Genomic DNA, 26197 nt, shown 5'->3' on the forward strand with positions numbered 1-26197 from the left:
CGCCGCACCCCCAGCGCAGCGCTGCCCGAACCCGAGGGCCGGAAACCTACCGAGCGACCCGAGACGTCTCCGCCACCAAACCCGCCACCACGCGGCCGATGAACCGCGCCAGCACCAGCCGGTAGAACCACCCCGTCCCCGGCACCTTGCCCGTGAACGACGAGTGCCAGTGGATCTCCGTGCCGCCGTCGACCGGGGTCAGGTCGACGTAGGCGCGATAGTCGCGAAGGGGCAGGCCGCTGCGCAAGGCGTAGCCGAACCGGCGGTCGGGGACCAGTTCGATCACCTCCTCGCAGGAGCGCGTGCGGCCGGTGCGGAACACGCGCAGCGCACCCAGCCCCTCGCGTTCCGACGAACCCGCACGGGCCAGTTCGAACGAGCCCAGCGGCGACCAGCGCGGCCAGCTCTCGCCGTCGCGCAGCAGCGCGTAGACCGTCGCCGGATCGGCGGGCGTGCGGGCCCGGACCGAGATTCGTTGCATCAGGCCTCCTCAAAGAGCATGTACCACGTGGTACATGTACCATCTGGTACATGGCGGAGGCAAGGGCGAAGCTCCTCGACGCGGCCGTCGAGCACATCGCGCGGAACGGGGCAGAGCAGAGCCTCCGCGCGCTCGCGACGGCGCTCGGCACGAGCCACCGGATGCTCATCTACCACTTCGGCTCGAAGGAAGGCCTGCTCACGCAGGTCGCGCGCGAGGTGGAACGCCGGCAGCGCGCCGTGCTCGCCGACCTCGACCCGAGCCTGCCGCCGGACGAGCTGGCGCGCGTGTTCTGGCGCCGGCTCACCGACGAAGCGCTGCGCCACAACGAAAAGCTCTTCTTCCAGCTCTACGGCCAAGCCCTCGGCGGCGCGCCCGGCACGGCGGAGTTCCTCGACGGCGTGATCGACGGCTGGCTCGCGCCCGTCGAAGCGCTGCTCGAACGGCTCGGCGTGCCCGAGCAGCACCGCGCGGCGCAGGCCCGGCTCGGCCTCGCCGTGGCGCGCGGGCTGCTGCTCGACCTCGTCACCACGGGTGACCGCGAAGCCGTCGACGCGGCGATGGAACGCTTCCTGAACCTGCAGAACGCCGGTTTCTTGCAGACCTGACCCTTGACTTGACGTTTTCCTGCATCCACGATGCAGTCGTGCCCGACGAAGTCAAAGTCAGCGATCTGGACCGGCGCATCGTCGCCGCATTGCAGCTCAACGGGCGCGCGTCGTGGGGCGCGATCGCCCGGCACGTGGGCACGAGCGAGTCCACCGTGCTGCGCCGCGCCGGCCAGCTGACGGAATCCGGCCAGCTGCGCGTGATCGGCGTGGTCGACGTGCTGCGCTGCGGCCTCGGCGTGCCGGTGCTGGCGCGGCTGCGGTGCCGGCCCGGTACGGCGGCCGCCGTCGCCGAGGCGCTGGCCGCGCGGCCCGAGGTCCGCTACGCCACCGTGCTCGCCGGCAGTGCCGACTGCTCAGCCGAGTTCGTGCTCCCCACCTACCGCGAAATCGCGCGTCTCCAGGGCGATTTCCCCGCCGCCGACAACGTCCGCGACGCCGAGACCTTCGCCGTGATGCGCACGTTCACCTCCAACCACGACTGGAACTCCGGCGAGCTCAGCGCGGAAGCGGCGGCCGAGCTGCGCGGCGGCGAGGTACGGCCGTTCGAGGAACAGCACTGGGAACGCCCCCCGGAGCAGCTGGACGAGCTGGACCTCGCGATCAGCGCCGCACTCGGCGAAGACGGCCGGCTGTCGTTCAAAGAGGTCTCGCGCCAGGTCGGCACGAGCGAGTCCACCGTCGCGCGCCGCATCGACTCCCTCGTACGCCGTGGTTGCCTGCGCTTCCGCACGCTCGCCGAGCCCGCGATGTTCGGCTACGCCCTCGAGTTCATGCTCTGGCTCTCGGTCGTCCCGGCCGAGCTCGACCGCGCCGGACAGCAGCTCGCCGCTCACCCGGGCACCAAGTACCTCAGCGCCACGACCGGCCGCTTCAACCTCGTCGGCCAGATCGTGCTGCGTCACTACGGCGAGCTCTACCGCCACACCACCGACGTCGTCGGCGCCCTGCCGGGCCTGCGGGAAGCCGACGTGACCCTGCAGGTCTCGACCCTCAAACGCGCCTGGTCGCCCACGCCGGCGGCCACAGCAACCCGGGAGGAAGCATGACCGAACAACCATGGCTCTGGGACGAGAAGACGTGGCGGGGACACGTCGAGCACGTCCGCGCCGGCCGCTCACTGCGGCCGGCGTCGTGGCCCGGCGGCGCGAAGGTGGCCGTGGCGCTGTCCTTCGACTCCGACCACGAGACGCCCGCCCTGCGCGACGGTGAAGTGCTGCCCGGCAAGCTCGCCCAAGGCGAGTACGGCGCCCGCGTCGGCGTGCCGCGCCTGCTCAAACTGCTGGACCGCTTCAACGCCCCCGCGTCCTTCTTCGTCCCCGCCGTGTCGGCCCTGCTGCACGACGGCGAAGTCAAGTCCTATGTGGACGCCGGTCACGAAGTGGCCCTGCACGGCTGGATCCACGAACGCAACACCGCGCTGGCCGAGACCGAGGAGCGCGACCTCGCCTTCCGCGCCGCCGACGTGCTGGAACGCCTCACCGGCACCCGTCCGGTCGGCATCCGCACGCCGTCGTGGGACTTCTCGGCCCACACCCTCTCCATCACGCGCGAGCTCGGCCTGAAGTACGACTCCTCGCTGATGGCCGACGACGACTGCTACGAGCTGCTCGAGAACGGCGAGCCCACCGGCGTCGTCGAGCTGCCCGTGGAGTGGATCCGCGACGACGCGCCGTACTTCATGATGGACCGCTTCGCCTCGCTGCGGCCGTACACGCCGCCGCGTGGAGTGCTCTCGATCTGGCGCGACGAGTTCGACGCCGCCTACGCCGAGGGCGGGCTCTTCCAGCTCACCATGCACCCGCACATCATCGGGCACCGCTCACGCGTCACGATCCTCACCGAGCTGCTCGACCACATCAGCGGCCACGCCGGCGTGTGGTTCGCCACCCACGCCCAGGTCGTCGACCACGTCCTCGCAACCGAAGGGACGCAGCCATGACGACCGTACCGTCCACTTCGGATACCTCCACCAAAACCCACCGCCTGAACCCGAAGCAGCGCAAAGCGATCGTCGCCGGCTCGATCGGCAACACCGTCGAGTGGGTCGACTGGGCGGTGTACGCCACCTTCTCCCCCATCTTCGCCGGCCAGTTCTTCGCCGGCGGCAACGAAACCACGGCACTGCTGTCCACGCTGGCCGTGTTCGCCGTCGGCTTCGTGATGCGCCCGATCGGCGGCGCGGTGCTCGGCGCGTATGCCGACCGGCGCGGCCGCAAGAAGGGCCTCACACTCACCATCTCGCTGATGGCGGGCGCGTCGATCGTGATCGCGGTCTGCCCCACCTACACACAGATCGGCGTCGGCGCCCCGATCGTCCTGCTGCTCGCCCGGCTCGTGCAGGGCTTCTCGGCGGGCGGCGAGTTCGGTTCGTCGTCGGCGTTCCTCATCGAGTCGGCCGCCACCGGACGCCGGGCGTTCGCCGGGTCCTGGCAGCAAGTCTCCGTCGGCGCCGGCTCGCTCATCGCGGCCCTGCTCGGCACCATCCTCAACTCGACACTGTCCGACTCCGACCTGCACGGCTGGGGCTGGCGCCTCGCGTTCGGCGTCGCCGGGCTGCTGGGCCTGGTCGGGCTGTGGCTGCGCCGCTCGGTGCACGAGACGGAGGCGTTCGGCAAGATCACCGCCAAACCACGCCGGAACCCCGTCGTCGCGATGTTCCGCGACCACCCGGGCGCGGCGCTGCGCGTGGCCGGCGTGACGATCGCCGGCACGCTCATCTACTACGTGTGGGTCAGCTACATGCCGGCCTACGCCCACCTCGCCACCGGAATCCCGCTCAAGACGGCGCTGCTGGCCAACACGCTGGCGATGCTCGTGTTCATCTGCCTGCTGCCCTTCGGCGGGCTGCTGTCCGACCGCATCGGCCGCAAACCCACGATGACGGCGTTCGCGGCCGGGTTCGTGATCTTCGCGTGGCCCGCGTTCCACTTCCTGGCCAACGGGTTCTGGAGCGTTTTCGTGATCGAGCTCATCGGGCTCGTGCTGATCGTCGGCTACTCGGCCAACTGCGCGGTGATCATGGCCGAGCAGTTCCCGCCCGAGGTGCGCACCACCGGCATCGGGCTGCCCTACGCGCTGGCCGTCGCCGTGTTCGGCGGCACCGCGCCGTACGTCACGACCTGGCTCAACGCCAATCACCACGGGGATCTCGTGTGGATCTACGTCGCCGTCGCTGCGTTGATCGGCGTCGCGGTGTACCTCACGATGCCCGAGACGAAGGGAAAGCAGCTCTAGTGCGCACTGTGCTCGTCACCGGTGCCGCGGGCGGGATCGGGGCCGCGATCGCGGCCCGCTTCGCCGCCGCGGGCGACCGGCTGACTTTGTCGGACCTGCGTCCGGCCGAACTGTCCGCGGTGGCCGGAAAGCTACGCGCCGACCACGGCGTGACCGTGGCCGAGCTGCCCGGCGACCTCGCCGACGCCGCCTACGCCGAAGGCCTGGTGGACGCGGCCGGCGCGGTCGACGTGCTCGTCAACGCGGCCGGTATCTACCCCGCCACGCGCCTGCTCGACATGACCGCGCAGCGCTGGGATCGCGTGCAGGACGTGAACGTACGGGCGGCGGTGCTCACCACCGTCGCGTTCGGACGCAAGCACGTGGCCGCCGGCACCACCGGCGCGGTCGTGAACATCTCCTCCGGCGCGGCCACGCGCGCCCGGCCCGGCGCCTCGCACTACGCGACGTCGAAGGCCGCGCTGGAGATGGCGACCAAGGCGTGTGCCGTGGAGCTCGGTCCGCACGGCATCCGCGTCAACGCCGTGAGCCCCGGGTTCGTGACGGTCGACAGCGAAGCCAATCCCGTGACCGAGGCCTACGCCGCGGCTGTGTCGGTGAACCCGCTCGGCCGCCGCGGTGTGCCGCGTGAGATCGCCGACGCCGTGTTCTGGCTCGCCGGCCCGGAAGCCGGGTGGATCACCGGCACGGTGCTACGCGTCGACGGCGGCTCGACCGCGGGTGCGGCGGGCCTGCCGCTGCACTGGTCCGGAGAAACCCCAGTCCAAACGGGAGGAAGCACTCATGTCTGACCGCCGCTCTTACACGGTGGTGGGTGGCGGCGCGATCGGCGGAACGCTGGCGTTCCACCTCGCGAAAGCCGGGCACCCGGTGGTGATCGTCGACGCCGACGCGGCGCATGTGGCCACGATCAACGAGCGCGGGCTGACGCTGGTGCGATCCGAAGGTGAGGAGCGCGTCGACCTTCCCGCGTTCGTTCCCGACGAGGCGCCGCCGGAGCTGAGCCGCGTGCTGCTCTCCGTGAAGGCCCAGGCCACGGAGCACGCCATGCAGTGGCTCGAACCGCGGCTGGCGTCCGACGGGTTCGTGGTGTCCCTGCAGAACGGCCTCAACGAGCAGCTCATCGCGTCGTTCGTCGGCGAGCAGCGCACGGTGGGCGCGTTCGTGAACCTCTTCGCCGACGTCGCCGAGCCCGGCGTGGTGCGCGACGGCGGGGCCGGCGCCCTGGTCATCGGCGAGCCCGACGGCCGGATCACCGGCCGTGTCGAGGAAGTCGTGGCCGATCTGCAGGCCTGGGGCCCGGCCAAGGCGACCGCCAACGTCGAGGGCTACCTGTGGGCCAAGCTCGGCTTCGGCGCGATGCTGACCACGACCGCACTGGCCGACGCGCCGATGGCCGACCTCATCGACCGGCACCAGCCGCTGATGCACGCGCTCGCGGCCGAGGTGTTCGCCGCGGCCGGTTCGCGGGTCCTGGAGCCGTTCGACCAGTTCGATCCCACCGCGTACCTGCCGGGCGCGGACGGGCGCGAGGCGGCGACGGACCGGCTGGTGGCCTGGCTGCGCTCGCAGCCGAAGGACCGCAGCGGGATCTGGCGCGACATCGCCGTGCGCCACCGTCCGGTGGAGGTCTTCCACCACTACGCGCCGGTGCTCGACGAAGCCGCCGAGCTGGGGATCGGCCTGCCGCTGCTCACGGCCGTGCTCAAACGCCTCGGCGACGTCGAGGCCGGCGCCGCGATGTCCGAGGACCACCTCACCGAACTGGAGGCACACCTGTGACCGGAATCCGCGAGCTGCACGAGTGGGTGCGCGCGCACCGCGACGACCTGCTCGCCGACCTCGCCGAGTACGTCGGCATCGAGACTCCCAGTGACGACAAGGAAAGTCTCATCCGCGGGCTGTCCTGGGTGGACGGCTGGCTGCGCTCCCGGCTCGGCGATCCGACGGCCGTGCGTGAAGTCGACGGCGGCCGCCACGGCGACATCAAGGTCTACGACTACCCCGGCGCCGGCGAGCAGCCCGTCCTCCTGCTCTGCCACTACGACACCGTGTGGCCGCTGGGCACGCTCGCCGAGTGGCCGTTCACCGTCGACGGCGACCGCGCGACCGGGCCGGGCATCTTCGACATGAAGTCGGGCCTGGTCCACGCCGTGTGGGCGCTGCGCGCACTCGACGCCGCCGGCGTGGCCCGCCCGGCGATCCGGCTGGTCCTCAACGGCGACGAGGAGCTCGGCAGCCCCGCCTCGCGGCCGACGATCGAGGAGGCGGCCGCGGGCACGAAGGCGACGCTGGTGTTCGAAGCCAGCGCCGACGGTGCGGTGAAGACCTCCCGCAAAGGCGTGGGCCTGTTCCAGGTACACGCGAAAGGCGTGGAATCCCACGCGGGCCTCGACCCGACGAAGGGCGCGAGCGCGATCGACGAGCTGGCCCGCGCGATCCTGGCCCTGCACGCGATGACCGACCTTGACGCCGGGACCACCGTGAACGTCGGTGTGATCTCCGGCGGCAGCAGGCAGAACGTGATCGCGGGGGCGGCGCGCGGGGAGATCGACGTGCGCGTGTCCAGCGCCGCCGAAGCCGCGCGCATCGACGCGGGCGTCGCGGCCATCACGGCCCACGACCCGCGCGCCACCGTCACCGTGGAGGGCGGCTGGAACCGGCCCGTGATGGAGCGTTCGGACGGCATCGCCCGGCTCTACGAGCTCGCGCGCGGCCTCGCGGCCGAGCTGGGCGTGACCCTGCGCGAATGCTCCGTCGGCGGCGCGAGCGACGGCAACTTCGTGGCCGCCCTGGGCCACCCCGTCCTCGACGGCTTCGGCGCCGTCGGCGACGGCGCCCACGCGCGTCACGAGCACATCAGCGTCGAAGGCATGCTCGAACGCACCGCGCTGGCGGCCGCGGTCCTGCACCGGCTCGGCACCGAGTAGGCACCCGGGCTTTACGAAGCCCGAACATTCACCCCACACCCCTCGTACACCGGGACGAGAAGGTACTGCCCGTACCCGGAACTCACCGGTCACGAGAGGGAGAACGAACGATGCGAGGAACCACCTGGACCCGGCGGCTGGCGTTGGCGGGCGGCGGTGTCGCGGCCGGGCTGCTGGTCGTGACGCCGCTGGCCGTGGCGGACACCACCGCTCCCCCGGCGCCGTCCAGCGTCGCGCCGATCACGCTCAGCCCCGAGGAGTCGCAGCAGGTCTGCGGCGAGTGGGTGCCCAAGCTGCAGAAGCGGGCGCAGAACCTGACCGACCGCATCAACGGCGGCGCGGAGGTCGCCGGGTCCGTCGCGAACCTCGAGGCGCGCTCGGCCGACCAGAAGGCCAAGGGCCACACCGCGGCGGCCGACCGGCTGCAGAAGCGCGCGGACAAGCGCCAGAGCCGGATCAGCCAGCTCGGCGACGCGAAGAGCAAGCTCGACGCGTTCGCCTCGGCGCACTGCAAGCCCGCGGGCACGAAGTGAGGGCGGCCCGGCTCGCGGCCGCGGTCGGGGCGGCCGCGCTACTGGCGCTGGGGTGCACCGCGTGCGACGGTGGCGACTCGGCGGCGCCGTCGGGCGGTGGCGCACAGGCGACGAGCGAACTCAACGGCATCCAGTCCACGCTCGACAGCATCGAGTCGGACATGGCCGGCGACGGCTCACCGTGAGCCAGGCCGGTAACGGCTCACCCTGAGCCGGCCATGGCAGGCGGCAGCCCACCCCGAGCTCGCCACCACGGGAACCAGCCCGCCGTGGCACGGTCAGCGCCAGCAGCGGCTCACCCCGCCTGACACCGCAGGCACGAATCAGCCACCGAGGGCAGCAGCCCACCGCAAGTCGGACACCGCGGGCGACGCCTCGCCCTGAGCGGGCCGTGGCGGCCATCGCAAGCCGGTCGTCGCGGGCACCGCCCGCCGCCCCCGGCGTCGCGGGTGGCGGCTCACGCCGAGTCGCACAGCCCGCGATGTCCCCCACATCGCGAGCGACGGCTCGCCCTGAGCCGCGTAGTCTCTCGGCCGACGTTGGCGGAGACGGAGAACGGGAGCCCGCATGGGGTCAGCCGGGCGCGGGCTCGTCCTCGTCGTCGAGGACGAGGCCGCGATCGCCGAACTCGCTGCGATGTACCTGCGGCGCGACGGGTTCGGCGTGCACGTGGAGTCAGACGGCGCGGCCGCGCTGGGGGCCGTCCGCCGGCTCAAGCCGGTGGCCGTGGTGCTCGACATCGGACTGTCCGGAATGGACGGGATCGAGATCTGCAAGGCGTTGCGCGCGGCCGGCGACTGGACGCCGGTCCTGTTCGTCACCGCACGCGACGACGAGCTCGACCGTCTCCTCGGCCTCGAGATCGGCGCCGACGACTACCTCACCAAACCCTTCAGCCCGCGCGAGCTGGCCGCGCGCGTGCGTACGGTGCTGCGCCGCGCGTCCGGGGGCACGCCGGCCGCGGAGACCTTCGAATGCGGTGGCGCGCGCGTCGACGTGACGAGCCGCCGGGCCTGGGCGGGCGGGCAGGAGATGGCGCTGACGTCCACGGAGTTCGATCTGCTCACCCACCTCGTCCGCCACCCCGGCCACGTGCTCTCGCGCGACCAGCTGCTGTCCGCCGTGTGGGGCTACTCCGCCGCGGCGGGCACCCGCACGGTCGACGTGCACGTGGCTCAGCTGGCGCGAAGCTCGGCGAGCACAGTCCGATCAGGACGGTGCGCGGCATCGGCTACGCGGCGGACGCCGGATGAGGGGCACGCTCGCGCTGCGCATCACGGTCGTGTGCCTGGCGGTGGCGGGGATCGCCGTGATCGTCTCGGGTCTGGTGGCGACGCGGCTCGTGCGCACGACCGCCGACACCGTGCTGCAGCAGTCGTTGAAAGCCCAGGCCGACGTGGTCGCCACGCAGCTCGACGACACCGGCATCGGCAACCGCCTCGGCGTCGGCAAGGTCGCCGACGTGGTGCGCGGCCAGGGCATCGCCGTGGTCGTGCGGCGCCCGGGCGGCCAGGACGTGGGCGACGCGACGTCGACCCGAGTGGCCGAACGGGCCGGCCTCGCGTCGGGCGAGAACCAGTCGGACCGCGTGACGGTGGACGGGCAGCAATACCTCGTGGAGGTCCGAGCCGTCGGCCCGCGCGCGGCTGCGTTCGCGCTGGTCCAGCCCGCGCGTAGCGGTGAGGCGACGCAGCGCGCGCTGGTGCGCAACATCGCGCTGGCGCTGGGCATCGGGCTGCTGGTGGCGGCCGTCGCCGGGTACGCGTCCGGACGGCTGCTCGGCCGGCCCCTGCGGAAGGCGGCGGCCGCGGCGGTCAGCCTGCGCACCGGCCGACGTGACGTGCGCGTGCCCGTGGAAGGACCCGTCGAGGTCGCCGAGGTCGCGGGCTCACTCAACGAATTGGCCGACGCCCTGGCCCACAGCGAGGCGCGCCAGCGGGAGTTCCTGCTGTCGGTGTCCCACGAGCTGCGCACCCCGCTCACCGCGGTGACCGGCTTCGCCGAGGCCATCGCCGACGGCGTCGCCGAGGGCCCCGACGCGCGCCGCGCGGGCCAGACCATCCACCGCGAGGCGCAGCGGCTCGAACGCCTGGTGAGCGACCTGCTCGAACTCGCCCGCCTCGGCGCCGACGAGTTCCGCCTCGACCTCGCGACGCTCGACCTGGCCGCGCTCGTCGGCGACCGCGCGCAGGTCTGGCAGCTGCGCTGCGAACGCGAAAACGTGCCCCTGTACGTCGATTCGCCCGCCGCCCCGGTGCTCGTCACCGCCGACGCGCGCCGGCTGCAGCAGGTGGTCGACGGCCTCGCGGAGAACGCCCTGCGGGTGACCCCGGCCGGCGCGCCGATGGTGTTCTCCCTGGTCCTGGACCAGGGGCACGCGCATCTCGCCGTGCGCGACGGCGGGCCCGGCCTCGCGCCGGAGGACTACGCCGTGGCCTTCGAGTGCGGCGTGCTGAACAAGCGCTACCGCGACCGCCGCCCCGTCGGCTCCGGCATCGGCCTGGCCCTGGTCCACGGCCTGGTCGAGCGCATGGGCGGCGCGCTCCGGGCCGGGCCGGCCCCCGAGGGCGGCGCCGCGTTCACGATCACGCTCCCGCTCGCAGCTGTGCCGCCCGGTCCGTCACGTCCATGAGCGCCCAGTGCTCGACGATCCGCCCGTCGCGCACCCGGACCATGTCCATGCTGGTCACGGCGTACGAACGTCCGGTGGAGACCTGCGTGCCGGTGCTCGTGTAGCGGTTCACGGAGAACTCGCCGTCGCTCACGTTCTGCTCGACGCGCACCGCCAGGTCGCGGAAGTCCGCGAGGAACTCGCCGCGGCTGATCGCGGCCCACTTCTCCCGCCACGCGGCGATGCCGACGTGATCTCCCCCGGCGCCGCCGCGGTGATCGATGACGTCCGGGTCCACGTACTTGAGGCCCTCCTCGGTGAACGCCGTCTCGACGATCCGGCGATGCACCTCGGCCGGGGTGAGTTCGCCGGTCATGACCGCGTACTCTAAGTGGGGAACTCCCCACTTAGCAACCCCGAGGAGGCCGGCCGTGACACCACGGGCCGACGCACGCGACAACCGGGCGCAGCTCGTGCGCGCCGCCCGTGAGGTGTTCGCCGCCGAGGGCAGCGACGCGCCACTGGACCGCGTGGCCAAGCACGCCGGCATCGGCAACGCCACGCTGTACCGCCACTTCCCCCGGCGGCGCGACCTGCTCGCGGCGGTCTACACCGAAGAGGTCGAGACACTCCGAGCCGAGGGCGAGGCCCTGCTGGCCCACGAGGACCCCGAGGCCGCGCTGTTCGTGTGGCTCGGACTCTTCCTCGACCACGTCCGGGACAAACGCGACCTCGCACTGTCCATAACGGACGATCCCGGCAGCGACCGCGAGGAGCTTTTCTCCTGCTGGCACGGGGTGATGACCGACACAGCCACCGCCCTCGCCACCCGCGCCGGCCTCATCGAGGAGGTCGAACCCCTCGACCTGCTGGTACTCACGACGGGAATCGCCTTGTCCGGCGCGGAAAAACCCCGCATCGAACGGCTGCTGCGCGTGATCCGCCGGGGCAGCACCGGCGCCGGTCAGGCAGGCGCCGGTCAAGCTCGCACGGGTTAAGCTCACGTCGTGGAAATGCTGCACCTGCGCTACTTCGTGGCCGTCGCCGAAGAGCTGAACTTCTCGGCGGCCGCGCGGCGGCTCCACATGGCCGCGTCGCCGTTGAGCCAGCGGATCAAGGATCTCGAGCACGAGCTCGGGCAGCAGCTGTTCGACCGCAGCACACACCACGTCACCCTCACCGTCGCGGGCACCGCGTTGCTGCCGATCGCGCGCGACGTGCTGGAGCAGGTGAACTCCATCCCGTGGCGGCTGCGCGAGGCGGCGAACCCCCAGCGCAGCACGGTGTTCCTCGGCATGCCCGCGGGCGTGCACCCGGATCTGCGCGACCGCGTCACGGCGCTGGCCGAGCGGGTGCGCGAGCGGTTCGAGCTCAAGCGCTGGCCCGGCGCCAGCCCCGACCTCGTCGACGCCGTGCTCGACGGGCGGCTCGCGTTGACGTTGGCGCGCATGCCCGTGACCGATCCGGCGCTCGGAGCACTGCCGGCGATGTCCGAGCGGCTCGCCGCCGTGGTGCCGGCCGACCAGTTCACCGGCCGGGACTCGGTGAGCCTGGCCGAGCTGTCCGGGTTCGCCTACATCGCCTCACCCGAGGATTCGACACCGGGCGACGTGAGCGGCTACGGCCCCTACACCGAGTCGGGCCAGGCCATCCCGGTCACCTTCGACGGCGAGCGCGGCGAGTACCTGCACGCGATGTACCTCGACAACTTCCCGGCCACCGCGTCGGGCCGCGAGGTCAGCGCCTACCCGAAGACCATCGGGGCGCCGAATCTCTATGTCGACAACGGCGCGCTGGTCGGCACGCTGGACTACGGCACGCTTCGCGTGGCCACCGCGACCATGGGCTACAAGCACTTCGCCCTCGACACCGAGGCCGCCGGAGCACAGATCACCGTGCCGACGTTCATGCTGAAGATCATCCTCGGCTACGACGGCGCGCCTCGAGTGATGGAGCTCGTGCGGACCGAGATCACCGACGTCGTCGTGAAGGAGGCCTGGACCGGCCCCGCGCGGCTGCAGCTGTTCGAGCACGTACTGGCGCCGCTGGCCGACCTGCCGGTGCGCGAGATCGTCTCCGCGAGCCACATTCTCACCGACCTCACACTGGCGCCCGTCACGCCGGTCCACGACTACCTCAAGGGAGCTTGACCATGAGCACCACCGAGTTCCGCGGCGAGTTCCGGCAGGCCGCCGTGATCGGCGCGGGCACCATCGGCCTCTCGTGGACCGCGTTGTTCGCCGGCCACGGCCTCACCGTGAAGGTCACGGACCCGCGCCCCGACCTGGCCGAGGCCGTCGCCGCCGCGCTGGCCGAGTACGCCCCGCACCTCGCGGCCCAGGGCCTCGACGTGACCGGCCTGGCCGACCGCGTCCAGATTGCCGCCGACGTGACCGAGGCCGTCCGTGACGCCGACGTGGTGCAGGAGAACGGTCCCGAGAGCGTCGAGTTCAAAAAGGAACTGTTCGCCACACTCGTGGAAGCAGCGCCGAAGCACGCGCTGCTACTGAGCTCGTCGTCGGCGATACCCTCGACCGCCTTCACCGGCCAGCTGGCCGACGCGAGCCGGGTCCTCATCGGACACCCGTTCAACCCGCCGCACCTCATCCCGCTCGTCGAGGTCGTCCCGGGCGAGCGCACCGGCGAGGACGCGACCCAGGCGGCCGTCGACTTCTACACGTTCCTCGGCCGCGTGCCGGTGGTGGAGCGCAAGGAAATCCCCGGCTTCGTCGGCAACCGCCTGCAGAACGCACTGAGCCGCGAGGCGATCTACCTCGTCGAGCAGGGCGTGGTCACGCCCGAGGACCTCGACAAGGTGATGACCAACTCGCTCGGCATCCGCTGGGCCACGGTCGGCCCGTTCCTCGGCTCGCACCTGGGCGGTGGCCCCGGCGGCTACCGGCACATGGCCGAGCACATCGGCCCGTCGATGAAGAAGATGTGGACCGGCCTCGGGCAGCCCTCGCAGACCCCGGAAGAAACCGAACGGCTCATCGAAGCCGTCGAAAAGGCTTACGGCTCCTCCACGTACTCGCAACTCGCCGAGGCGCGCGACCGCAAGCAACTCGCCGTTCTGTCTGCTTTGGACAGCGCGGACCGCAAGGAGGAGAACTGATGACGACTCTCGAAGACCAGCTGATCGCCGACTTCTACGACTACGAAACCCTGCTGAGCGACGAAGAGCGCAAGCTGCTCGTCAAGGCCCGCGGGTTCATGCGCGACGAGGTCAAGCCGCTGGTGAACGAGAACTGGGCCGCCGGCACCTTCCCGAAGGAGCTCATCGCGAAGTTCCGCGAGAGCGGTCTCGCGGGCCTGCCCTACGAGGGCTACGGCGAGCACCGCGCCGCGACCAGCCACCTGCTCACCGGCATGATGGCCATGGAGATGAGCCGCACCGACGCGTCGGTCGCCACGTTCTTCGGTGTCCACAACGGACTCGCGATGTACTCGATCTACTCCGGCGGCAGCCAGGAACAGCGCGACCGCTGGCTCCCCGAGATGGCCGCGATGGACAAGATCGGCGCGTTCGCCATGACCGAGCCGCTCGGCGGGTCCGATGTGGCCGGTGGCATGCGCACCACCGCGCAGCGAGATGGTGACACCTGGATCCTCAACGGTGCCAAGCGCTGGATCGGCAACGCGACGTTCGCCGACTACGTGGTGGTCTGGGCGCGCGACGTCGACGACCACAACGTGAAGGGCTTCGTCGTCGAGAAAGGCACACCGGGCTTCTCGCCGGTGAAGATCGAGAACAAGATCGCGTTCCGCATCGTCGAGAACGCCGAGATCACCCTCACCGACGTGCGCGTGCCGGAGGCGAACCGCCTGCAGGGCATCGACTCCTTCCGCGACGTCGCGGAGATCCTGCGCGCCACCCGCGGTGGCGTCGCGTGGCAGGCGCTGGGCGTGATGATCGGCGCCTACGAGCTCGCGCTGGACTACGCGAAGGAGCGCAAGCAGTTCGGCCGTCCGATCGCGCGGTTCCAGCTGGTGCAGGACCTGCTGGTGAAGAGCCTCGGCAACATCACCGCGTCGTGGGGCATGCTCGTGCAGCTGGCCCGCCTGCAGGACGCCGGGATCTTCAAGGACGAGCACTCCTCGCTCGCCAAGGCGTTCGTCACCTCGCGGATGCGTGAGGTCGTAGCCTGGGGCCGGGAGATCTTCGGCGGCAACGGCATCGTGCTCGACCACGACATCGCGCGGTTCTTCGCCGACGCGGAGGCCATCTACTCCTTCGAGGGCACCCGCGAGATGAACACGCTCATCGTGGGCAAGGCGATCACGGGGCAGAGCGCCTTTGTCTGATGGCGCAAGGTGATCTCCGGTCAGTTCACGCAGCCGGTGGCGTTCGTCGCCACCGGCTGTTGTGGCGTTCCGCCGGCAGGCGTGTCCGAAGGCGGGTTCACGGACTTCGTGACGGCGATCGGCTTCACCCCGCCGCCGTGCGTGCCAGGCGGTGAGCTGGTCTCGCCGGATCCGCCGGAGGCCGACACCGACGACGAGCTCAGCTGGTGCTGCACGAACGTCTTGACCTGCTGCGGGCTGACCTTCACCGCGTCACCGTCGGCCGGCGTGGCCAGTGACAGGCTCTGCACGGGGATCGTGACGAACGCGATGGCGCCGGAGCTGATGCCGTGCAGCTGCTGCGCGAAGCTCAGCACGTCCCAGCCCTTGTCGAGCACGACCGAACCCTGCAGTGCGTCGATGAGGGCCGACAGCTTGTCCGGGCTGGTCAGCGTGCCCGCGCCGAGCACGTTCTTCGCCATGCCGGCCAGGAACGCCTGCTGGCGCGCGATGCGGTCGAGGTCGCCGTTGGGCAGGCCGTGGCGCTGCCGCACGAACGCGAGTGCCTGAGCACCGGACAGTGTCTGCGGGCCGGCCGGGAAGTTCGCGCCGGAGTAGGAGTCGTGCACCGGGTTGTTCAGGCACACCTGCACGCCGCCGACGGCCTGGCTCAGCGCCGCGAACCCGGCGAGGTTCACCGCCGCGTAGTGGTTGATCGTGAGCCCGGTGAGCTCCTCGACGGTGGCGATCGCGGATTTCGCGCCCTCGGCGTCGGCGGTCACCTCGAGCTGCGGACCGCTGAGGCCCTGACTCGACAGGTGCGAACGCGCGGACGCCCGCGCCCGGCTGTAGGCCGAGTTGATCTTGTGTTTGCCGTACCCCGGGACGTCCACATAGGAGTCACGCGGGATGGAGATCGCCGTGGCGGCCGCGCCGCCCGCCGGCACGTGGACCACGATCATGGTGTCGGTGGTGCTGCCGCCGTCGTCGCCGCTGCCGGCGTGCAACGAGTCGAGCACGTTCTGTGGCAACGGGTTCCCGTTGGCGTCGGTGCGCGAGTCGAGTCCGACCAGGAGGATGTTCTGCGCCACCTGCAGCGGTTGTCCGGTCGGTGTCTCGGGAACCTGCGCGGCAGGCGGGATGACGTCGGCCGTGACGATCCCGGTGTCGAGCCGGTGCAGCTGCGACCACGCGTACCCGGTGGCACCCAGCACCAGCGTCGACACCACCCCCAGCACGAGACGGCCGCCGATCCGGCGGCCCCGGGACGTGAGCAGCACGACAGAATCCCCTTGCTTCCCCGAAAGAGCCCGAGCGGGCCTGTGTTCGAGGATCACCGCGTTAGCTGGGAATAGCCTGAGAATCCTGTCGCAAAGATGTGATGATGCCCGTTCGGCCGACCCGCGCTGGGCCGAAAGTGAGCCACGCCACGGGGTTCCGCGACACCGCGTGGCGCGACGGACACGAGGAGTCCGCTCAGCGCGGCATGCGCCGCCACAGCGCGCGCGGCAACAGGCGCATCACCGCGAAGACCGGACGGAGCACCCCCGGCACCCAGACGACCGCGCGCCTGCGCCGCAGCGCCGCGACGGTCGCGTCGGCCACCTGGTCGGGCGTGCTGGAGAACGGCGCCGGCGACATGCCCTCGGTCATCCGGCCGATCACGAAACCGGGCCGCACGAGAAGCAGGTGCACGCCGGTGCCGTGCAGCGCGTCGGCCAGCCCGCAGGCGAAGCCGTCGAGCCCGGCCTTGGCCGAGCCGTAGACGTAGTTGGCGCGCCGCACGCGGACGCCGGCGACGGAGGAGAACACCACGAGGCTGCCCGATCCTTGCGCGCGTAGCAGTTCCGCCGTGTGAGTGAGGACGGCGACCTGGGCGACGTAGTCGGTGTGCACGATCGCCGTGGCGTGCTCGGCGTCGGTTTCCGCGCGGGCCTGGTCGCCGAGGATGCCGAAGGCGAGCACAACAACGTCGAGTGGACCGTGCTCGGCGACGACGCGGTCGAGGAACGGGCGGTGCCCGGCCAGGTCGTCGGCGTCGAAGCCGGCGGTCTCGACCAACTCGGCGCCGGCCGCGCGCAGCGTCGTGACCTGCTCCGCCAGGTCGGCGCCCGGGCGCGCGGCCAGCACGAACCGCTTCGCCCCGCCCGCGGCCAGCCGCTGCGCGACCGCCGTCCCGATCTCGCTGCGTCCGCCCAGCACCAGCACTGTTCCGCTCACGCGCGGCAGTCTGCCAGCCCCGCTCAAGGCCCGCCCGAGGTGGCCTGTTTCACAAACTGCAACTTTGCAGATTGTGAAAGTTTCGCGCTACGCTCGTCGGCGTGTCCTCCCCCGGCCTGCGCGAGCGCAAGAAGCTCGAAACCCACCGCACGCTCTCGACCGTCGCCGTGCGGCTCGTCGGCGAACGCGGTCTGGACCACGTGACGGTGGAGGACATCGCGGCGGAAGCGGGGGTTTCCGCGCGTACCTTCTTCAACTACTTCGCGTCCAAAGAGGACGCCGTGGTGATCGCGCACGCCGACCGGGCCGAGCGCAGCCGGCGCCTCATCGACCGGCTCGCCGAGCTGCCGCCGGAGCTGAGCACTCTCGAGGCCGTGGTCGCCGCCGCGCGCGAAGACCTCGCGGAGATCGACGAGAACCGCGACGAGTGGCTCACGCGGATCCGGATCATCAAGGAGAACCCGGGCCTGACGCTACGGGCGCTGTCCCTGAGCACCGACGTCGTCGAGCCCGCGATCGCCGCGGTCGCCCGGCGCAGCGGCACGGACCCGGCGAAGGACCTCTTCCCGTCGCTGTTGTTCTCCGCCGTCGGCGCCGCGATCAACGCCTCGCTCATGCTCTGGCGCGACCTCGGGGGTTCGCGCCCGCTGCTCGACCTCGTCGACGAGGCGGTGGCCGCGCTGGCCGCCGGGCTCGCCGATCCGCGCTGAACCGCCACGACCGCGACCGGAAGCACCCGACACACCACTGCACTCCGCTCCTGGTGCACTGCACGGCATGCCACCACACGCCCGCACCACCACTTCCCACGCCACACCCGACACCGCGCACCGCGCCTCACGACCCCGCTACACCGCACGCCCCCACCGCGCCTCACCACCGCACACCACTCCGCCGCACCCGCGCGACCTGCCACCGCACGCCCCACCCGACACCGCACGCCCCACCCGACACCGCCGCCCGCGCTTCACCACCCGCACGCCCAGCGACCCAGCCTGCTGAACCCGGACCGACCCGACCCGCGCTGAACCGCACTCCGCCGTTTCCACCGAACCCGCGCGCGGATCGAACCGGGCCGAGCCGAAGTCCCACCCCGCCCACCCGAGCACTCTCCGAGGGGATCTCTCCATGACCGTGTCCGAAACCGAGGCGCCCGCCGCCTCGGGCGCGATGGGCCGGCAGCAGGTGCTGCAGGCGATGTCGGGGCTGATGATGGGCATCTTCGTCGCCATCCTCGCCTCCACCGTGGTGGCCAACGCGCTGCCGCGGATCGTGTCCGAGCTGGGCGGCCCTACACCTGGGTGGTGACCACGGAGCTGCTCGCGATGACGGCGACGGTTCCGCCGCTGTAGGGCAAGCTTTCCGACCTCTACAACAAGAAGCTGCTGATCCAGCTGTCGCTCGGGCTGTTCGTGGTCGGCTCGCTGGTGGCCGGCTTCGCGCCGAACATCGAGCTGCTCATCGTGAGCCGCGTGGCGCAGGGCATCGGCGGCGGTGGCCTCACGGCGCTGGCGCAGGTGATCATGGCGGCGATCGTGTCGCCGCGTGAGCTCGGCAAGTTCTCCGGCATCCTCGGCGCCGTCTTCGCCGTGGGCACCGTGGCCGGGCCGCTGATCAGCGGCGTGCTCGTGGACACCTCGTGGCTCGGCTGGCGCTGGTGCTTCTTCCTCGGCGTGCCGTTCGCTCTCGCCGCGATCCTGCTGCTGCAGCGCACGCTGAAGCTGCCGACGATCCGCCGCGAGGCGCATGTGGACTGGCTCGGGGCGTTTCTGATCATGCTCGGGGTGTCCACTTTGCTCGTGTGGTCGTCGCTCGCCGGCTCGTCGTTCGCTTGGGGCTCCTGGCAGACGGGCGTGCTCGTGCCGGTCGGCGTCGTGGTGCTGGCGGTCGCGGTGTTCGTGGAGACCAAGGTGCGCGAGCCGATCATCCCGCTGCGGCTGTTCCGCAACCGGACGGTTTCGCTGACCACGATCGCGAGCTTCTTCGTGGGTGTCGCGATGTTCGGTGGCACGGTGTTCCTGTCGCAGTACTTCCAGCTCTCGCTCGGCAAGTCGCCGACGGTCGCCGGCCTGATGAGCCTGCCGATGATCTTCGGGCTGCTGGTGTCCTCGACCGTGTCGGGCCAGCTGATCAGCCGCGCCGGGCGGTGGAAGGGCCACCTGGTCCTGGGTGCCGTGCTGCTGACCGCGGGCCTCGGGCTGCTCGGGCTCATCGACGCGCACACCAGCGTGCTGGAACTGAGCCTGTTCATGCTCGTGCTGGGCGTCGGGGTCGGCATGCTGATGCAGAACCTCGTTCTGGTGACGAGAACGACGTGCCCGCCCACGACCTCGGCGCGGCGACCTCCACGCTGTCGTTCTTCCGCAGCCTCGGCGGCTCGATCGGGGTGAGCGCGCTGGGCGCGGTGCTGGCCAATCGGGTCACGACGCTGATCACCGAGGGCCTCGGCCCGATGCCGGGGATGAGCAGCGGCGGCAGCGAAAAGGTGCCGAACCTGGCCGACCTGCCCGCGCCGATCGCGAACATGATCCGCGAGGCCTACGGCACCGCGACGAGCGACCTGTTCCTCATCGCCGCGCCGATCGCGCTGCTCGTGGTGGTGGCGGTGGCGTTCCTCAAGCATCTGCCGCTGAAGACCCAGAGCGGTCTCGAGCGGCTCGCGGAGGAAGCCGCCTGAGCTACCGTTCTCCGCGTGGACGACGACTTCGGCACGCTCCTCGAACGGCACCGCCGGGAGATCCGGGTGCACTGCTACCGGATGAGCGGTTCGTTCGAGGAAGCCGAGGACCTCACGCAGGAGGCGTTCCTGCGGGCGTGGAAGGGCCGGGGCGGGTTCGAGGGCCGGGCGAGCGTGCGGACGTGGCTGTACCGCATCGCCACCAACGTGTGCCTCGACGCCCTGGCCCGCCGGCCCCGCCGCGTCCTGCCGGACGAACTGGGCGCGGCCGCCGACCCGGCCGGCACCCCGGCCGCGCTCGACGTGCCGTGGCTCGGCCCGATCCCCGACGCGGCTTTGATCGACACCGCTTCGATCGACACCGCGGCCCCGGACGACACCGGCGCCGCGGTGGTCGAGCGCGAGACGATCGAGCTCGCGTTCCTCGCCGCCGTCCAGCACCTGCCGCCTCGGCAGCGCGCGGCCCTGGTCCTGCGCGACGTCCTGGACTGGTCCGCCAAGGACACGGCGGCGGTGCTGGAGACGTCGGTGGCGTCGGCCAACAGCGCGTTGCAGCGCGCTCGCGAAACCCTGCGTACGCACTTGCCCGCGCGGCGTGCCGACTGGGCTTCCGCCGGGGCGACCACCGCGGAGGAGGCCGAGTTGCTGCGCCGGTTCATCGCCGCGTACGAAGCGGGCGATCCGAACGCGGTCGCGGAATTGCTGCGCGAGGACGCACGGGCCGTGATGCCGCCGTACTCGCTCTGGTTCGACAGCCGGGAGCGGATCATCGCCGCGCTGCGCACGAGTATGGACGCGGAGTCACCGTATTTCACGGGCTGGTTCCGGATGGTCGCGGTGCGTGCGAATCGGCAACCCGCTGTGGCCACCTGGGTGCGCCGACCCGGGGAGAGCGGCTTCCGCCGGTTCGGCATCAGCGTGCTCACGGTGGAGCACGGATTGGTCACGGCGATGGCAGCGTTCGAAACGGCGTCGTTCGCACCGTACGGATTACCGGAGACGCTCTCGGAATGAGCCACACCGGGCAATAAAGAGCCCGGGTGGGTGACCTTGATCAGGTCCCCCACCCGGGCAAGCCGGTCCCCGAGGGGATTTCCGGGAAAGTCTCGCCTTCGCCTCCGGGAATGGTCACCGGCACGCGGTCAGGCGGCTTGATGCCGTTCGGCGGCGGAGCGGGTGCGGACCAGCTTGCGGCGCTCCAGCTCGGTGGTTCCGCCGAAGATGCCGTTGTCCAGCCCGTTGTCCAGGGCGTAGGAAAGGCACGCTTCGCGAACCGGGCAGCGCGCGCAGACCGCCTTGGCCTCGCCGACCTGACGGGCTCCGGGGCCGACGTCCGAAATCGGGAAGAACAGTTCCGGATCCTCGTCCTGGCAGGCTGCGCGGGACAGCCAGCCGGTGCTCGTGAGTTCCATTGTTGCGTTTCACCTCCTGTCGAACATTGTCTTTTCTCGGTCAACCGACTTCTCCGGGCGCACGGCGCAGCACAACTCACAAGGAGCTGTACAGCTCGGTGACGCTCGGTGGGCTTTCGGCCGACCCCGCTAGACCACTGTGCCCCAGGTAAGGACAGCGGCCCGCGGACGACCGAAGTTCCAACTTACCACCGATGGCGGTTGTTCCTAAGAGTTACGGGCCCAGCTCACACTGATCTTCTGTTGTTCCAGGAGAGGTACCCGCGCGATCGCGTCGTCACACGTGGTGCCGAAATCGAATCGTTACACCTGGCGCCGCCGTCACCGCACCTGTTCCTACGGAAGAGCGGACAGGACGGGGGTGGGCGTGGACGGATTCGACGGGTTCTTCCGCGCCGAGTTCCCGCCCCTGGTGGCCTTCGGCTGCAAGCTGGGCCTGGACCCGGCGGCGGCGCGCGAGGCCGCCGCCGACGCGCTGCTGCAGGAGGCGCAGGTGTGGCCGCCGCCGGACGATCCGCGCGCGCGGGTGCGCCTGGGCGTGCGGGGGTTCGCCGGGGAGCACGTCCCGGCGGACGACGGTCTGAACGCGCTCGTCGAGCGGAACGCCCTGGGGGTCGAGCTGCTCGCGACGCTGCCGGACACGCAGCGCACTGTGCTGGCGTGGTCGCTCGACGGCTTCGCCCCGGCCGTCATCGGGACTGCCCTCGGGATGCCGGCCAGCACGGTGCGCTCGAACCTGCGCCACGCGCGGGAACGGCTCAACCGCCGGGTGTCGCCCTTGCCTGGCGTGCTGGATTTGCCTGTCTTGCCGGATGGGGAGGACGCCCTCGTGACCCTGCTGCTGGAAGCCGACGCGACGCTGACCGGAGCCCTTCGCCGGGGCCTCGATGTCGAAGCGACGCTCCGGCACGTGAAGTCCCGCACCGCACCGCGCTTCCCCGACCACTGGCACCACCTCGACGGCCCCGTCGCCGCCGCCACGGCCGGCGACCGCCTCGCGGCCGCGCAGCTGCTGGAAGCCGTCCGCCCCCTGGTCGTCCGCTACTGCCGCGGCCGCCTCGGCGGACCCGACCGCGCCTACGCCTCCGCCGACGACGTGGCCCAGGAGGTGTGCGTCGCGCTGCTCGCCGCCCTGCCGACCTACCGCGACCGGGGCCGCCCCTTCCTGGCCTTCGTGTACGGCATCGCGCAACACAAGGTCGCCGACGCCCACCGCGCGGCCGCCCGCAACCGCACCGACCCGGTCGCCGACCTTCCCGACCGCACCGACACCGCGGACGGCCCCGAGCAACTCGCCCTGCTCACCGAGCTCACCACCCGCTTGACGCGCCTGCTGGACGTCCTGCCGGACCGCCAGCGGGAGATCGTCCTGCTGCGCGTGGTGGTCGGCCTGACGGCGGAGGAGACGGCGGAAGCGGTGGGCTCCTCGCCGGGCGCGGTGCGGGTGTCACAGCACCGCGCCTTGCTGCGGTTGCGGAACCTGCTGAACGGCGGGCAGGAGTGACCTGCCCGCCGCAGCGGTGAACTACAGCGGTGAACTACTTGGGGACGACCTGGAACTCCCACGGGCCCAACCCGTACGGCGGCGCGACCACCGAGATCTCGCCGTATTCCGGTGCGATCCGCCAGGCACCGAGTGCGGAGACCCGGTACGTCCCGGCCGGCAGCGCGGCGAAGGTGACCTTGCCGGCGGTGTCGGTCGTCGCGAGGCGCAGCAGGGTCGTGCCCGGCTGGGTCAACGCGATCTGGACGTGCCCGACCTCTTCGCCGGTGTCGCGGTACCCGTTGTGGTTGCGATCGAAATAGGCGGTCCCCGGCCAGTCGGTGCTGCGGCCGGGCACCGAGCTCACGGCAAAGGCGGTCGGCGTCTGCCCGCCCTTGAGCGTGTAGAGGTAGCAGGACAGGCTGGTGGACCCGTAGTAGGAGGCCTCTTCCGGCACCGTTCCGGTGACCGTGATCGTCCTGGTCTCGCCGGGCGCGACGGTCGCGCCCGGGCCGCCGAACGCGAAATCACCCCACTGCGAATCCGGGATCGGCACGTCGTTGGCACCGCCGAACGGGTCGCAGTCGATCAGGAGACCGGTGGACGCGTACTGGCCGCGGTTGTGCACCGTCACGGTCGCCTTCGCCTGAGCACCGATCTGGTAGTCCGGCTTGTCGAAGGCGATCCGCAAGTCCAGCGATTCCTCGAGCGGACGGGCGCCGCCGAGCATCAGCGCGCCAGTCGCCCCGGTGCCGTCGACTCGCAGATCGCCCACCGGCAGCACCCAGCCGCCGGGCACGTTCGCGAACTCCAGCCGGTACAGGTGGGCCGGCACGGCAGGGATCCGGAACGTCCCGTCGGAACCGGTCGTCGCGCTGAAGACCGGGTCGAAGTGTTCCGAGTCGCGCAGCTCCACCACCACCCCGGAGAGCGCGTCGCCGGTACCGGGGTGCCCATCGCCATCAGGGTCCGCGAACACCTGGCCGCCGACCACATCGGTCACGTCCGGGGAGATCAGGTTCACCGCGGTCGTCACGGAGTTGTCGTCCTGGTTCGCGTCGGCGTCGTTGCGCACGCCGATCCGGTAGACCGGAGGACCGTTCCAGGTGAAGGTCGTCGCGTCGAACGTGAGATGGCGGCTTTCGCCGGGCGCGATCGTGGCGCCCTCGGGGCGCGTCGGGTCGAGGTCGCCCCATTGCGTCAGTGGCAGCGCGAGGTCAGTCCCGCTGACCCCACCCATGTCGCCGCGGGCTCCGACGGCGGGTGCGTCACCCACATTCGTGACCTCGACGGTGACTTTGAACTGCTCCCCGAGCACGAGGGGTCCCGCCGGGACCTGCACGCTCACGCGCAGATCCGAGCCGGTGGCGGCCGAGGCGGGCGTGGTGGCCGCCAGGCCGAGGAAAGCGAGCAGTGCGGTCAGCACGCAGGCAGCGCGAGCCGACCGGGCTCTGGAGCCCGTTGACATGGAAGTTCTCCCCTTGATCCGGTGCCCCGACGTGTGGTCGGCCCCCGACACCGCTCATCCGCCCGGCGGGCGTGAAAGTACAGCTCCCGAAATCTAGAGCGCGGCGGGATCGATCATCAGGCCCGTTCGGCCGAATCGATCACTCCTCCCCGAGCTTCGCCACCACGAAATCCGCCAGCGCCGCCGCGGGGCCTTCGGTCGCGTCGCGCAGCAGGAGCATGAACTCCACGTCGCCCGGGTCGGGGAGGCCGAGGTGGGCCGGGAGCTCGAGGAGGCCGTCCGGGACGAGGCTGCGGGCGTGGACCGTGATGCCGAGCCCGGCGGCTGCCGCGGCGCGCAGGCCGGTGAGGCTGGAGGTGAGGCACGCGGCGCGCCATTCGAGGCCCGCGCGTTCGAGCGCCTCGACGGCGAGCTGACGCGTGACCGACGGCATGGGGTACTGCACGAGCGGTACGGGCTGACCGGCCTCCAGCACGGTGGCCGTCGAGCCGATCCACACCAGGGGTTCGCGCCGCAGGACGCGGGCGGGGCCGGGGGCGCCGGGGCGGCGTTTGCCGAGCACCAGGTCGAGGCGACCCTCGGCGAGGCGGCGGGCGAGCACATCGGACAGTTCGACGTGGAGTTCCACGTCGACGAGCGGGTGGCTGCGCCGCAGCCGGCGCAGGATCTCGGGTACCTCTTCGAGCACGAAGTCCTCGGACACTCCGAAGCGGACGCGCCCCCGCACCTGGGTGCCGCGGAAGTGACGGGCGGCACGTTCTTCGGTGTCCACAATGGTCTGGGCGAAGCCCAGCATGGCCTGACCGCGCGCGGTGAGGTCGACCGCGTGGGTGTCGCGTTGGAACAGCAGCCCGCCGGCTTCCCTTTCGAGGCGCCGGATGTGCTGGCTGACTGTGGGCTGGCCCACACCCAGCCGCCGAGCCGCAGCCGTGAAGCTGCGGGTTTCGGCCACCGCGAGGAAGGAGCGGCACAGGCGGGAATCCAGCATGCGTCACATCTTATCGGCGGCCACAATGACAGTGAGTACGGTGATCGGGGTTCCGAATGACCGTGCCGCACCGGAGAATCGGGTGGGAAAGGAGTTCCATGACGACCGTGTTCGCCCCGCTGACCCGCCCCGTTTCCGCGCTGCTGGCCAAGCTGCGGATCGACCCCTTCATCGCCGCCATCCTGCTGACGGTGGGTGTCGCGTCGCTCCTGCCTGCCTCCGGCGGCACTGCCACCGGCTTCGGGATCGCGGCGAACATCGCGGTGGGACTGCTGTTCTTCCTCTACGGCGCAAGGCTTTCGAGCAAGGAAGCCGTCGACGGCCTGAAGCACTGGCGCCTGCACGTCACTGTGCTGTCGGCCACATTCGTGCTGTTCCCCTTGCTGGGCCTCGCCGCGTCGTTCCTCTCCCCCGGGCTGCTCACGTCGCCGCTCTACACCGGCGTGCTGTTCCTGTGCCTGCTGCCCTCCACGGTGCAGTCGTCGATCGCGTTCACGTCGATCGCCAAGGGCAACGTCGCGGCCGCCATCTGCAGCGCGTCGGTGTCGAACCTGCTCGGCATCGTGCTGACGCCGCTGCTCGTCGCGCTGCTGCTCTCGACCGACGGCCCGGGCGTGAGCGGTCAGGCGGTGCTGGACATCGTGCTGCAGCTGCTAGTGCCGTTCGTGGCCGGCCAGCTCGCGCGCCGCTGGATCGGCGGCTGGGTCAGCCGCCACTCGGCACCGCTGAAGCTCGTGGACCGCGGCTCGATCCTGCTCGTGGTCTACACCGCCTTCAGCGAGGGCATGACCGAAGGCATCTGGCACAAGCTCGACATCGGCCCGCTGTTCGTGCTGCTGGGCGTGTGCGTGGTGCTGCTCGCCGCCGTGCTCACCACCACGAGCATCGGCGCGCGGCTGCTCGGCTTCGACCGCGCCGACCGCATCACGATCGTGTTCTGCGGCTCCAAGAAGAGCTTGGCCAGCGGTCTGCCGATGGCCACCGTGCTCTTCGGCCACGGGCAGGTGGGCCTGATCGTGCTGCCGCTGATGCTGTTCCACCAGATCCAGCTGATCGTGTGCGCCGCGATGGCCCGCCGCTACGCCCGCGAGGCCCCGGCCGACGAGCCGGGTGAGCTGGTCCCGGCGAGCTGACCTTTCAGCCCGGAACGGTTCACCCGGCCGGGTCTTTTCGGACGATGTGCACGCTTGGTCCGGCCACACGGGACTATCAGGCAACGCCGCAGCTCGTGAGCACGAGGACGGCTCGCCGCTGCTAGCGTGCCA

25 protein-coding genes and 4 pseudogenes are annotated in these 26197 nt (G+C 71.2%); 22 read left to right on the forward strand and 7 right to left on the reverse strand.

The genetic code is table 11. The features are described from left to right. Nucleotides 1–46: 46 nt before the first annotated feature. Nucleotides 47–481, reverse strand: a complete 435-nt coding sequence (locus tag AB0383_RS36780; RefSeq protein WP_366189742.1) for an SRPBCC family protein — start codon at nt 479–481, stop codon at nt 47–49. Between the two features lie 50 nt (nt 482–531). Between AB0383_RS36780 and AB0383_RS36785 the strand changes: the two genes are divergently transcribed. From AB0383_RS36785 to AB0383_RS36835, 11 genes and pseudogenes are all read left to right on the forward strand, one after another. Beyond that, the gene (locus AB0383_RS36785) at nt 532–1089 is read left to right on the forward strand and encodes a TetR/AcrR family transcriptional regulator (RefSeq protein ID WP_364178978.1); all 558 of its coding nucleotides are present in this window, start codon (nt 532–534) and stop codon (nt 1087–1089) included. A gap of 38 nt (nt 1090–1127) precedes the next feature. Continuing rightward, on the forward strand, nt 1128–2138 hold the full coding sequence (locus tag AB0383_RS36790; RefSeq protein WP_364178980.1) for an Lrp/AsnC family transcriptional regulator: 1011 nt from the start codon (nt 1128–1130) through the stop codon (nt 2136–2138). Beyond that, a complete protein-coding gene (locus AB0383_RS36795) occupies nt 2135–3031 on the forward strand; it encodes a polysaccharide deacetylase (RefSeq protein WP_364178981.1) in 897 nt (298 codons plus the stop codon). Before AB0383_RS36790 ends, AB0383_RS36795 begins: the two co-directional genes overlap by 4 nt. Further along, the gene (locus AB0383_RS36800; RefSeq protein ID WP_364178983.1) at nt 3028–4326 is read left to right on the forward strand and encodes an MFS transporter; all 1299 of its coding nucleotides are present in this window, start codon (nt 3028–3030) and stop codon (nt 4324–4326) included. Before AB0383_RS36795 ends, AB0383_RS36800 begins: the two co-directional genes overlap by 4 nt. Next, entirely contained in the window at nt 4326–5117 is a 792-nt protein-coding gene (locus AB0383_RS36805; protein WP_364178985.1) for an SDR family oxidoreductase, read from the forward strand. Before AB0383_RS36800 ends, AB0383_RS36805 begins: the two co-directional genes overlap by 1 nt. Beyond that, complete coding sequence (locus AB0383_RS36810; RefSeq protein WP_364178987.1) at nt 5110–6108, forward strand: 2-dehydropantoate 2-reductase; 999 nt, start codon at nt 5110–5112, stop codon at nt 6106–6108. The genes AB0383_RS36805 and AB0383_RS36810 overlap by 8 nt, the downstream gene beginning before the upstream one ends. After that, entirely contained in the window at nt 6105–7256 is a 1152-nt protein-coding gene (locus AB0383_RS36815) for a M20 family metallopeptidase (RefSeq protein WP_364178988.1), read from the forward strand. Before AB0383_RS36810 ends, AB0383_RS36815 begins: the two co-directional genes overlap by 4 nt. A 110-nt stretch (nt 7257–7366) precedes the next feature. Continuing rightward, on the forward strand, nt 7367–7789 hold the full coding sequence (locus tag AB0383_RS36820) for a hypothetical protein (RefSeq protein WP_364178989.1): 423 nt from the start codon (nt 7367–7369) through the stop codon (nt 7787–7789). Beyond that, nucleotides 7786–7974 (forward strand): hypothetical protein, encoded by a 189-nt coding sequence (locus AB0383_RS36825; RefSeq protein ID WP_364178991.1) that lies wholly within the window; start codon nt 7786–7788, stop codon nt 7972–7974. Before AB0383_RS36820 ends, AB0383_RS36825 begins: the two co-directional genes overlap by 4 nt. 451 nt (nt 7975–8425) lie before the next feature. Further along, a pseudogene (locus tag AB0383_RS36830) lies at nt 8426–9042 on the forward strand (response regulator transcription factor). Then, nucleotides 9039–10421 carry a HAMP domain-containing sensor histidine kinase gene (locus AB0383_RS36835; protein ID WP_366189743.1) on the forward strand — a complete coding sequence of 461 codons (1383 nt, stop codon included), beginning with the start codon at nt 9039–9041 and terminating at the stop codon, nt 10419–10421. The pseudogene AB0383_RS36830 and the gene AB0383_RS36835 overlap by 4 nt, the downstream one beginning before the upstream one ends. On the opposite strand, the gene AB0383_RS36840 is transcribed toward AB0383_RS36835, so the two are convergent. Further along, on the reverse strand, nt 10375–10776 hold the full coding sequence (locus AB0383_RS36840; protein ID WP_364178996.1) for an ester cyclase: 402 nt from the start codon (nt 10774–10776) through the stop codon (nt 10375–10377). The two genes, AB0383_RS36835 and AB0383_RS36840, sit on opposite strands and share 47 nt — an antisense overlap. Before the next feature lie 55 nt (nt 10777–10831). Between AB0383_RS36840 and AB0383_RS36845 the strand changes: the two genes are divergently transcribed. From AB0383_RS36845 to AB0383_RS36865, 5 genes and pseudogenes are all read left to right on the forward strand, one after another. Further along, on the forward strand, nt 10832–11398 hold the full coding sequence (locus AB0383_RS36845) for a TetR/AcrR family transcriptional regulator (RefSeq protein WP_364178998.1): 567 nt from the start codon (nt 10832–10834) through the stop codon (nt 11396–11398). A 15-nt stretch (nt 11399–11413) separates the two neighbouring features. Beyond that, a pseudogene (locus tag AB0383_RS36850) lies at nt 11414–11578 on the forward strand (LysR family transcriptional regulator); the annotation flags it as partial. 117 nt (nt 11579–11695) lie between these two features. Beyond that, nucleotides 11696–12550 carry an acetoacetate decarboxylase gene (locus tag AB0383_RS36855; protein WP_364179280.1) on the forward strand — a complete coding sequence of 285 codons (855 nt, stop codon included), beginning with the start codon at nt 11696–11698 and terminating at the stop codon, nt 12548–12550. Nucleotides 12551–12552: 2 nt separating this feature from the next. After that, on the forward strand, nt 12553–13515 hold the full coding sequence (locus tag AB0383_RS36860) for a 3-hydroxyacyl-CoA dehydrogenase NAD-binding domain-containing protein (protein WP_364179000.1): 963 nt from the start codon (nt 12553–12555) through the stop codon (nt 13513–13515). After that, a complete protein-coding gene (locus tag AB0383_RS36865) occupies nt 13515–14705 on the forward strand; it encodes an acyl-CoA dehydrogenase family protein (protein WP_364179001.1) in 1191 nt (396 codons plus the stop codon). The genes AB0383_RS36860 and AB0383_RS36865 overlap by 1 nt, the downstream gene beginning before the upstream one ends. Nucleotides 14706–14725: 20 nt before the next feature. Here AB0383_RS36865 and AB0383_RS36870 read toward each other — a convergent pair whose 3' ends face one another. Beyond that, nucleotides 14726–15964 carry an LCP family protein gene (locus tag AB0383_RS36870; RefSeq protein ID WP_364179003.1) on the reverse strand — a complete coding sequence of 413 codons (1239 nt, stop codon included), beginning with the start codon at nt 15962–15964 and terminating at the stop codon, nt 14726–14728. Between the two features lie 196 nt (nt 15965–16160). Next, nucleotides 16161–16904: an SDR family NAD(P)-dependent oxidoreductase gene (locus AB0383_RS36875; RefSeq protein ID WP_364179005.1), complete on the reverse strand. Its 744-nt coding sequence runs from the start codon at nt 16902–16904 to the stop codon at nt 16161–16163. A gap of 101 nt (nt 16905–17005) precedes the next feature. On the opposite strand from AB0383_RS36875, the gene AB0383_RS36880 reads away from it, so the two are divergent. The 3 genes and pseudogenes from AB0383_RS36880 (at nt 17006) to AB0383_RS36890 (ending at nt 20595) form a co-directional block, all read left to right on the forward strand. Beyond that, the gene (locus AB0383_RS36880; protein WP_220242338.1) at nt 17006–17614 is read left to right on the forward strand and encodes a TetR/AcrR family transcriptional regulator; all 609 of its coding nucleotides are present in this window, start codon (nt 17006–17008) and stop codon (nt 17612–17614) included. A gap of 418 nt (nt 17615–18032) precedes the next feature. Further along, nucleotides 18033–19581 (forward strand): annotated as a pseudogene (locus AB0383_RS36885) (MDR family MFS transporter). A gap of 15 nt (nt 19582–19596) precedes the next feature. Next, nucleotides 19597–20595, forward strand: coding sequence for an RNA polymerase subunit sigma-70 (locus tag AB0383_RS36890; protein WP_364179007.1), 999 nt, complete (start codon nt 19597–19599; stop codon nt 20593–20595). A gap of 128 nt (nt 20596–20723) precedes the next feature. Here the strand turns inward: AB0383_RS36890 and AB0383_RS36895 are convergent, their stop codons facing one another. Beyond that, nucleotides 20724–20993, reverse strand: coding sequence for a WhiB family transcriptional regulator (locus AB0383_RS36895; RefSeq protein ID WP_285974314.1), 270 nt, complete (start codon nt 20991–20993; stop codon nt 20724–20726). Nucleotides 20994–21531: 538 nt separating this feature from the next. Between AB0383_RS36895 and AB0383_RS36900 the strand changes: the two are divergent. Both AB0383_RS36900 and shbA read left to right on the forward strand, forming a co-directional pair. Further along, nucleotides 21532–21741 (forward strand): annotated as a pseudogene (locus AB0383_RS36900) (sigma factor-like helix-turn-helix DNA-binding protein); the annotation flags it as partial. A gap of 162 nt (nt 21742–21903) precedes the next feature. Beyond that, a complete protein-coding gene (gene shbA, locus AB0383_RS36905) occupies nt 21904–22497 on the forward strand; it encodes an RNA polymerase sigma factor ShbA (protein ID WP_364179282.1) in 594 nt (197 codons plus the stop codon). Nucleotides 22498–22531: 34 nt separating this feature from the next. On the opposite strand, the gene AB0383_RS36910 is transcribed toward shbA, so the two are convergent. Next, nucleotides 22532–23902, reverse strand: a complete 1371-nt coding sequence (locus AB0383_RS36910) for an SdrD B-like domain-containing protein (RefSeq protein WP_364179009.1) — start codon at nt 23900–23902, stop codon at nt 22532–22534. A 181-nt stretch (nt 23903–24083) separates the two neighbouring features. Next, complete coding sequence (locus AB0383_RS36915; protein WP_364179011.1) at nt 24084–24932, reverse strand: LysR substrate-binding domain-containing protein; 849 nt, start codon at nt 24930–24932, stop codon at nt 24084–24086. A gap of 98 nt (nt 24933–25030) precedes the next feature. Here AB0383_RS36915 and AB0383_RS36920 point away from each other — a divergent pair, with 98 nt between their 5' ends. Continuing rightward, a complete protein-coding gene (locus tag AB0383_RS36920) occupies nt 25031–26065 on the forward strand; it encodes a bile acid:sodium symporter family protein (protein ID WP_364179013.1) in 1035 nt (344 codons plus the stop codon). The last annotated feature ends 132 nt before the right edge of the window (nt 26066–26197 follow it).

The sequence above is a fragment of the Amycolatopsis sp. NPDC051373 genome, assembly GCF_040689465.1.
Classification (GTDB): domain Bacteria; phylum Actinomycetota; class Actinomycetes; order Mycobacteriales; family Pseudonocardiaceae; genus Amycolatopsis.

What these genes read in the sequence shown, in the direction of transcription:
- AB0383_RS36835 (WP_366189743.1), top strand. Translation starts at nt 9,039, where the DNA reads ATGAGGGGCACGCTCGCGCTGCGCATCACGGTCGTGTGCCTGGCGGTG.
- AB0383_RS36860 (WP_364179000.1), top strand. Translation starts at nt 12,553, where the DNA reads ATGAGCACCACCGAGTTCCGCGGCGAGTTCCGGCAGGCCGCCGTGATC.
- AB0383_RS36855 (WP_364179280.1), top strand. Translation starts at nt 11,696, where the DNA reads ATGCCCGCGGGCGTGCACCCGGATCTGCGCGACCGCGTCACGGCGCTG.
- AB0383_RS36820 (WP_364178989.1), top strand. Translation starts at nt 7,367, where the DNA reads ATGCGAGGAACCACCTGGACCCGGCGGCTGGCGTTGGCGGGCGGCGGT.
- AB0383_RS36795 (WP_364178981.1), top strand. Translation starts at nt 2,135, where the DNA reads ATGACCGAACAACCATGGCTCTGGGACGAGAAGACGTGGCGGGGACAC.
- AB0383_RS36920 (WP_364179013.1), top strand. Translation starts at nt 25,031, where the DNA reads ATGACGACCGTGTTCGCCCCGCTGACCCGCCCCGTTTCCGCGCTGCTG.
- AB0383_RS36840 (WP_364178996.1), bottom strand. Translation starts at nt 10,776, where the DNA reads ATGACCGGCGAACTCACCCCGGCCGAGGTGCATCGCCGGATCGTCGAG.
- AB0383_RS36865 (WP_364179001.1), top strand. Translation starts at nt 13,515, where the DNA reads ATGACGACTCTCGAAGACCAGCTGATCGCCGACTTCTACGACTACGAA.
- AB0383_RS36785 (WP_364178978.1), top strand. Translation starts at nt 532, where the DNA reads ATGGCGGAGGCAAGGGCGAAGCTCCTCGACGCGGCCGTCGAGCACATC.
- AB0383_RS36810 (WP_364178987.1), top strand. Translation starts at nt 5,110, where the DNA reads ATGTCTGACCGCCGCTCTTACACGGTGGTGGGTGGCGGCGCGATCGGC.
- AB0383_RS36895 (WP_285974314.1), bottom strand. Translation starts at nt 20,993, where the DNA reads ATGGAACTCACGAGCACCGGCTGGCTGTCCCGCGCAGCCTGCCAGGAC.
- AB0383_RS36915 (WP_364179011.1), bottom strand. Translation starts at nt 24,932, where the DNA reads ATGCTGGATTCCCGCCTGTGCCGCTCCTTCCTCGCGGTGGCCGAAACC.
- AB0383_RS36780 (WP_366189742.1), bottom strand. Translation starts at nt 481, where the DNA reads ATGCAACGAATCTCGGTCCGGGCCCGCACGCCCGCCGATCCGGCGACG.
- AB0383_RS36800 (WP_364178983.1), top strand. Translation starts at nt 3,028, where the DNA reads ATGACGACCGTACCGTCCACTTCGGATACCTCCACCAAAACCCACCGC.